Origin of the sequence: Kitasatospora sp. NPDC057518 (genome assembly GCF_042802075.1) — a bacterium.
In the GTDB taxonomy this organism is placed as follows: domain Bacteria; phylum Actinomycetota; class Actinomycetes; order Streptomycetales; family Streptomycetaceae; genus Kitasatospora.
On sequence record NZ_JBHVEU010000418.1, the window covers coordinates 1 to 7,903 of the forward strand.

4 protein-coding genes and 1 pseudogene are annotated in these 7,903 nt (G+C 73.0%); 3 read left to right on the plus strand and 2 right to left on the minus strand.

What is annotated here, in order from left to right:
* Window positions 1–44: 44 nt before the first annotated feature.
* Entirely contained in the window at window positions 45–695 is a 651-nt protein-coding gene (locus ACFU7Z_RS31690; RefSeq protein ID WP_075983691.1) for a CatB-related O-acetyltransferase, read from the minus strand.
* Window positions 696–975: 280 nt separating this feature from the next.
* Between ACFU7Z_RS31690 and ACFU7Z_RS31695 the strand changes: the two genes are divergently transcribed.
* From ACFU7Z_RS31695 to ACFU7Z_RS31705, 3 genes are all read left to right on the plus strand, one after another.
* Window positions 976–4,095, plus strand: coding sequence for a phosphocholine-specific phospholipase C (locus ACFU7Z_RS31695; protein ID WP_380781264.1), 3,120 nt, complete (start codon window positions 976–978; stop codon window positions 4,093–4,095).
* 126 nt (window positions 4,096–4,221) lie between these two features.
* Window positions 4,222–5,556: a M14 family zinc carboxypeptidase gene (locus ACFU7Z_RS31700; RefSeq protein ID WP_380781266.1), complete on the plus strand. Its 1,335-nt coding sequence runs from the start codon at window positions 4,222–4,224 to the stop codon at window positions 5,554–5,556.
* Between the two features lie 193 nt (window positions 5,557–5,749).
* A complete protein-coding gene (locus tag ACFU7Z_RS31705) occupies window positions 5,750–6,949 on the plus strand; it encodes an RNA-guided endonuclease InsQ/TnpB family protein (RefSeq protein WP_380781268.1) in 1,200 nt (399 codons plus the stop codon).
* A 76-nt stretch (window positions 6,950–7,025) separates the two neighbouring features.
* On the opposite strand, the pseudogene ACFU7Z_RS31710 reads toward ACFU7Z_RS31705, so the two are convergent.
* Window positions 7,026–7,718: pseudogene (locus ACFU7Z_RS31710) on the minus strand (MMPL family transporter); the annotation flags it as partial.
* Between the last annotated feature and the right edge of the window lie 185 nt (window positions 7,719–7,903).

The following is a 7,903-nucleotide window of genomic DNA, read 5'->3' on the forward strand; positions in this document are numbered from 1 at the left end:
GCGGGGGAGCGGCCCCGGCCGCGGGCCCGGCACCGTACGCGGGATCAGGCGCCGGCTGCACCGGGGGCGGCGGCCGCCAGCTCGTCGACGGTGCCGGACATGACGGTGCGCAGGTGGCGGGTGAGGTGCTCGGCGGGCCAGTGCCACCAGGCGAGGTCCAGCAGGCGGGCGATGTCGGCCTCGTCGTACCGCAGCCGGATCACCTTGGCCGGGTTGCCGCCGGCGACGGCGTAGTCGGGGATGTCGGAGGTGACGACGGATCCGGCGGCGACGACGGCGCCGTGGCCGATGCGCACCCCGGGCATGACGGTGACGCGGTAGCCGAGCCACACGTCGTGGCCGACGACGGTGTCGCCGCGCCCGGGCAGGCCGGTGATCAGGTCGAGGTGCTCGGCCCAGGAGCCGCCCATGATGGGGAAGGGGAAGGTGGAGGGCCCGTCCATCCGGTGGTTGGCGCCGTTCATGACGAACCGCACCCCGGTGGCGAAGGCGCAGAACCTCCCGATGACGAGCTTCTCCGGCCCGTAGTGGTAGAGCACGTTGCGGGTCTGGAAGGCCGTCGGGTCGTCCGGGTCGTCGTAGTACGAGTACTCGCCGACCTCGATCAGCGGCGAGGTGAGCAGCGGCTTGAGGAGCACCACCCGCGGCTGTTCGGGGAAGGGGTGCAGCACGGTCGGGTCGGGCACGGCGGGGATCACCAGGGGGCACCGCTCTCGTGTTGACGGGACATCAGGGGTTCCATGATCCATCGGACGGCGCGGCGGTCCGGCGGTTTTCCCCGCACCGGCCGCCTTCCTTGATCAAGTGACGTCAAGTTGTCTGTACAGCTCGGAGCCTCCTGACGGTCATCGGCCGGTCATCGGACACCACGGCCGCGTCCACCTCGGTCTCGTACACATAACGGGTCCGGTCCGAACCGCGCGGCCGGCCCCCGTACCGAAGACCCGCGGTCCGTCAGCAAGGAGCCCCACCCCCATGAGTCCGAAGCCCGAACTGTCGCGCCGCAGCGTCCTCGGCGGCGCGGCGGCGGCCGCGGTGCTGTCCGCCCTCCCCATCAGCGTCCAGCAGGCCCTCGCCGCACCGGCCCGGCCCGGACGGCTGGCGGACATCCAGCACGTCGTGGTGTTCATGCAGGAGAACCGCGCCTTCGACCACTACTTCGGCACCCTGGCGGGCGTGCGCGGCTTCGGCGACCGCACCGCCGTACGCGGCGTCGACGGCCGCTCGGTGTTCCACCAGCCCGACCCCGGCCGCAAGGAGGGCTACCTGCTGCCCTTCGCGATGAACGCCGCCCACACCAGCGCCTACCAGCAGGGCGCGCCGTCCTTCGGCTACGGCGACTCGATGAGCGCCTGGAACGACGGGCGCGCCGACGGCTCCGTCACCCGCCGCTCCTCCGGCTGGCTCGGCCAGGGCTACTACGAGTCCGCCGACATGCCCTTCTACCACGCCCTCGCCTCGGTGTTCACGGTCTGCGACGCCTACTACTCCTCGACGCAGTGCAACACCAACACCAACCGCGACCACGCGATGACCGGCACCAGCGGCGGCACCGTGCGGGACACCCCGGTGACCGACAACACCGAGATCCCCGGCGGCTACGAGTGGACCACCTACGCCGAGCGCCTGGAAAAGGCCGGCGTCAGCTGGAGGACCTACCAGGCCCTCGACAACTTCGACGACAACGCCCTCGCCTGGTTCACCCCCTTCGTCAAGGCCAAGCCCGGCGAGCCGCTGTACGAGCGCGGCATGCGCGCCGTCGGCGACCCGGCCAAGGCGAAGGACCCGTTCGCCATGGGCGACGCCCTCGTCGAGGCCTTCACCGCCGACGTCCAGGCCGACCGCCTCCCGCAGGTCTCCTGGATCGTCGCCCCCGCCGCCCTGTCCGAGCACGCCAACTACGCGCCGCCGAACGGCGAACACCTCACCGCCCGGCTGCTCTCCGCGCTCGCCGCCAAGCCCGAGGTGTTCCAGAAGACCGTCTTCATCCTCAACTACGACGAGCACGGCGGCTTCTTCGACCACCAGCTGCCGCCCGTCCCGCCGCTGGCCGACGGCCGCGGCAAGTCCAACGTCCCGGTCGACGGCGAGGTCGTCGTCCGCGTCGCCAAGGGCGGCTCCACCTACCACCGGGTGGTGGGCCAGGACGGGAAGTACCGGGTCAAGGCCGCCGACGGCACCCTCGGCTGGTCCGCCACCCTCCCCGCCGGCGAGACCCTGGTCTCCGGCCCCTACCCGATGGGCCTGGGCGTCCGGGTGCCGATGGTCGTCGTCTCCCCGTGGACCCGCGGCGGCGTCGTCGACTCCACCGTCTACGACCACACCTCCGTCCTGCGCTTCCTGGAACAGCGCTTCGGCGTCCAGGAACCCAACATCAGCCCCTGGCGGCGCGCCGTCTGCGGCGACCTCACCAACGTCTTCGACTTCTCCGGCCGCAACCCCGCCTGGCCGCAACTGCCCGACACCAGCGGCAACCGCCGCAAGGTCGACGACACCGGCAAGCTCCCCGCCCCCACCGTGCCCAGCCCGCAGACCTTCCCCCAACAGCAGCGCGGCACCCGCTCCTCCCGCCCCGCCCCCTACAACCTGCTGGTCAAGCCCCGCCTCAAGGGCGACGAACTCACCCTCGACTTCGTCAACCAGGGCCGCCAGGGCGCCGTCTTCGCCGTCTACCCCGCCCCCGGCGAGGCCCCCAAGCACTACACCGTCGCCGCCCGGAGCCGCCTGTCCGACGTCTGGAAGGTCGGCCCGGCCGGCTACGACCTGCGCGTCCACGGCCCCGACGGCGCCCTGTGGCACCTGCGCGGCGACACCGCCTCCGGCTACGAGGTCTCGCTCTCCGAGGAGGGCGGCGGCAAGGTCCTGGAGGTCGACGTCATCAACCGCTCGCGCACCGCCCAGACCTTCCTCGTCGGCGACCTCGCCTACGGCGACGGCCTGCGCGAGGTACGGGTCGCGGCCGGCGACGACCGCACCGTCAACCTCAAGGTCGGCCCCGAGGGCTGGTACGACGTCGCCGTCGCCGTCCAGGGCGACCTCGCCTTCCGCCGCCGCATCGCCGGCCGCTTCCCCTGGGACGACCGCACCGTCACCGACCCCGCCCTCGGCCTGGCCGACCCCCTCACCGTCGACCTCGCCCTCGGCGCCGCCTCCACCACCATCGACGAACCCGTCCTGCTGCCCGGCCGCCCCGCCACCGTCACCGCCACCCTCACCGCCACCACCGCCCTCACCCGCCTGGAGACCCAGCCGCTGCTCCCGCCCGGCTGGACGGCCACCACCGTCACCGCCGCACCCGACAAGCTCGCCGCCGGCGCCACCGCCACCGCCGTCTGGCAGGTCACCCCGCCCGCCCAACTGCCCGCCGGCGCCACCCACCGCCTCCTGGTCACCGCCCGCGCCCAGGCCGACGGCCGCCTCGCCCTCGCCGACGGCGAACTCGCCGCCCGCCCCGCCCCGGCGATGACCGGCCACCTCCTCGACGAGGACTTCGAATCCCTCGCCGACGCCCTCAAGCCGGAATCCGGCCTGCTCGGCTGGACCGCCCAGGCCCCCAAGGGCTGGACAGTGGTCAACGCCCCCGCCATGCCCCAGGGCACCGTCCGCCTCCAGGGCTGGACCTTCCACACCAAGCGCGAATGGGCCGCCCTCGGCGCCCAGGACCGCGGCAACTTCACCCGCGCCCTGGGCGTCGTCGCCGTCGCCGACCCCGACGACTGGGACGACACCGGCTCGCCCTCCCGCAAGGGCGTCTTCGACTCCACCCTGGTCTCGCCCGCCGTCGCCATCCCGGCCGGCACCGACACCCTCCACCTCGCCTTCGACTCCCACTACCGCCAGGAGGCCCCGCAGAAGGCCTCCGTCACCGCCGTCTTCGACAACGGCACCGAGACCCGCCTGCTCGCCTACAGCTCCGACGCCACCGGCAACGACAACGCCGGCAAGGACGTCCAGAACACCCGGATCACCCGCAGCCTCGCCGTCCCCGCCGGAGCCCGCTCGGTGACCCTCCGGTTCCGCATGTACGACGCCGGCAACAACTGGTACTGGGCCGTCGACCACATCCGCCTCGACACCCGCCCCGTCACCGACTGACCCCGCCGGCCCCTCCAGCCCTACCGGGCCCGCCCGAGCCACCGCGCCCGGGCGGGCCCGACCCGTACCGGCGGCCCCGCGTGCCAGGTAGAACTACTGCCACGACCACAGGGGAGGAAACCGAAGGTGACCGACACGACGACCCCGGCCGGCCGGGCCGCCAAGCTCCACGACCGCTACCCGAGCCTCGACGAACTCACCGCCACCGCCCACCAGTTGGCCGCCCACCGGCCCGACCGCTGCCGGGTGCGCACCGTCGGCACCTCCCGCGCCGGACGCCCCCTGACCCTGCTGACCGTCGGCCCCGCCCCGCACGGAACCGGCCGCGCCCCGCACAACCTCCTCGTCGTCGCCGGCGCCCACGCCGACGAGTTCGCCGCCCGCGCCGCCGTCAACGACCTCGCCCACCACGCCCTCACGGCCCAACGCCCCGACCTCGCCTGGCACTTCCTGCTCTGCCTCGACCCCGACGGCGCCCACCTCGCCGACGGCAGCCGCCACGCCCGCACCCTGCCCGACTACTTCGACCACTACTACCGCCCCGCCGCCGAGGAACAGCCCGAATGGGCCCCCGCCGCCGGCGCCGACCTCCCCGAGAGCCGCGCCCTCCTCGACCTCATCGACGAACTGCGCCCCACCCTCCAGTTCTCCCTCCACAGCACCGACGTCGGCGGCACCTTCGTCCAGGCCACCGGCGACCCCGCCGCCCTCGCCCACCCCTTCGCCCGCTCCGCCGCCCACCACGGCATCCCCGTCGAGACCGGCAACTTCGACACCTTCCGCCTGCACGAATCCGGCCCCGGCGTCTACCTCATGACCCCCCACCACATCGACCGGCAGGAGACCACCACCGGCGTCCTCACCCCCCACCACGGCGCCGACGAAGCCCGCGCCGGCACCTGGTTCGCCCCCCAGCGCCACGGCGGCCAGACCGTCCTCGTCGAAGTCCCCGCCTTCACCAGCGCCCACCTCGGCGACAGCCGCCCCGCCACCGCCGTCCGCCTGTACCTGCGCACCTGCGCCGACCGCCTGCGCCACCGCGGCACACTCCTCACCGCACTCCTCGACGCCGCCCTGCCCTACGTGCGAAACCCCGACACCCCCCTGCTGCGCGCCGCCCGCACCCCGCTCACCGCCCTGCGTCAACTCGCCGACGCATGGGACCCGGACGGCCACGGACAGGAGCTCCTACAGACCCCGATCACCCGCGCCCGCCTCACCGGCATCGACCTGTGGGCCCACCGCGTCCCGGTCCGCGCCGCCGCCCTGCTGCGCCGCGCCGTCCGCGTCGCCGGCGCCCCCGCCGCACCCCAGGCCGCCCGCCTCGACCACCTCCTGCGCGACTGGTGCGCCCAGTACCAGCGGACCTTCCAGCCCGTCTGGCTCCCCGTCGCCCGCCAGGCCGCCCACCAGGCCGCCACCGTCCGCGCCGCCGTCGCCCTGCGCCACCCGGCGAGTTAGGCGTTGGTGCCCTCGGTGTCGATGTGCGGCAGCACCCGGTCCAGGAACCGCGGCGTCCACCAGGCCGCCGAGCCCAGCAGCGTCATCACCGCCGGGACCAGCAGCAGCCGAGGTCACGTCGTTGCCCGTCATGCGTGCTGCTGTCAGTGGCATGTGGCATGTTGATGCCGATGCTGAGAGGAGGGTGGGCCGGATGATCCGTGCATACAAGTTCTTGATTCGGCCCACCGTAGGCCAGGCGCAGGCACTGGCCGAGATGCTGCGGGATCACTGCTCGCTGTACAACGGGGCGTTGCAGGAGCGCCGGGACGCCTACCGGCATGTGTCGAAGACGTCGGTCACATATGGGCAGCAGTCCGCACAGCTCAAGGAGATCCGGTCGTTCGACCCGGAATGTCAGGGCCGCTGGTCCTTTTCCTCGCAGCAGGCGACGCTTCGCCGGTTGGACAAGGCGTTCGCAGGCTTCTTCCGGCGGGTCAAGTCTGGTGAGAGGCCTGGCTACCCGCGGTTCCGCGGGGTGGGCCGGTTCGACACGGTGGACTTCCCCAAGGACGGCGACGGCTGCCGCTGGGACTCCACCCCGCACGACCCCGTGACTCGCGTCCGGTTCCAGGGCGTGGGGCACGTCAAGGTCAACCGGCACCGACCGGTAGCCGGCAAGGTCAAGACGGTCTCGGTGAAGCGCGAGGGCCGTAGATGGTTTGTCGTGCTGACCGTCGAACAGACCACACCTGAGCCGTTGCCGAAGACCGGCAGCATGGTCGGCGTCGACATGGGCATAGCCAACTTCCTTGCCGACTCCAATGGCGGGTTCGTGCCCAACCCTCGCCATGGCCGGAAGGCCGGCGCCAAGTTGGAAGCCGCGCAGCAGGCCCTCAGCCGCTGCAAGCGAGGTGGCAACCGCCGTCGAAAGGCCGTCCAACGGGTGGCCGACCTTCACCGCAAAGTTCGCCGCCGGCGACTCGACCACGCCCACAAGACTGCCCTTGACCTGATCAGGGCGCACGACGTCATCGCCCACGAGAACCTGACGATCCGCACCATGGTGCGCACCCCTGCGCCCAAGCCCGACCCCGACCGGCCCGGCGCGTTCCTTCCGAACGGCGCTTCCGCGAAGGCAGGGCTCAACCGCTCGATATCGGATGCCGGTTGGGGGGTGTTCCTGACGATCCTGCACGCCAAGGCTGAGAGCGCCGGACGGGAAGTCATCGCTGTGGACCCCCGCAACACCTCTCGCACATGCCCCCACTGCGGACATGTCGCCAAGGAGAACCGGCCCACTCAGGAAGCCTTCCACTGCGTCGCCTGCGATCATGAGGCCCACGCTGACACGGTAGGAGCCATCAACGTTCTACGGGCCGGGCTGGTCCGTCGCGACGCCCGGAAGGGTTAGCGAGAAGTCCCAGCTTTAGCCGGGGAAGGAGTCACCATCTTGATTACCACGTTTGTTCGTGCTTGCCGACCATGAACGCCGCGACCAGCGCCGTCAGCAGCGGCAGCCCCGCCGCGATCGCACTGCCGAACCCCACCAGCAGCACCACCACCGCCACCGCGAAACCGATCACCTCACTGGACCGGTCGTCCGCCGCCGGCCGGGCCAACTCGCCCAGCGGACCCCCGTACTCCACCTGCACCCCGGCCGCCCGCAGCGGCGCCACCGCCGCGTCCACCCCCGGCAGGTAGTCCTTGCCCAGCAGCGTCGGATTGGTGTCGAACCGCACGGTCAGGTACCCGGTCAGCCCGTCGGCGGACAGCGGCCCGCCCGGCACCGGACCCTGCCCCGGCGGCGGCAGCGGACTCTGCACCGACAGCACGTGCGGCAACTGCTGCAGCGCCGCCACCGCCCCGGCGATCTGCGGCTGGAAGCCCGTCAGCCGCGCCGCGTCGTGCAGCACCACCTGGGAACTGGTGCCCGCCGCGGCCGGCTCGTGCGCCTGCAACACGCTCCGGCCCTGCTGCGCCTGGGTGCCGGGCAGCGAGAAGTCGTCCGAGTAGGAGCCGCCGACGGCCCGGTTGGCGGCCTGGACGCCGGCCAGGGCGACGAGCCACAGCAGGATGACGGTCAGCCAGTGGCGCGCGCACCACTCGCCCAGGCGGCGCAGCGCCGAGCGCCGGGCCGGTGGCGCGGCGGCCGAGGGGGCGGGGCGGGCGGACGGCGGCATGGAAGGCTCCCGGGTCTCCTGCACGGCGGTGCGCCGATTCGGCGCAGTGTCCCCGACGGCCTACGGCCCGCCACCGGTACCGGCGGGTAGTCGCCCCTACGGCCCCGGGGGCTTCGACGCTCCTCTGCCCGGCCCGGCGGCACGGCCCGTGGGCCCGCGCCGCCGGGCGTAGGCGCGGCCGGCCC

What these genes read in the sequence shown, in the direction of transcription:
- ACFU7Z_RS31695 (WP_380781264.1), top strand. Translation starts at nt 976, where the DNA reads ATGAGTCCGAAGCCCGAACTGTCGCGCCGCAGCGTCCTCGGCGGCGCG.
- ACFU7Z_RS31705 (WP_380781268.1), top strand. Translation starts at nt 5,750, where the DNA reads ATGATCCGTGCATACAAGTTCTTGATTCGGCCCACCGTAGGCCAGGCG.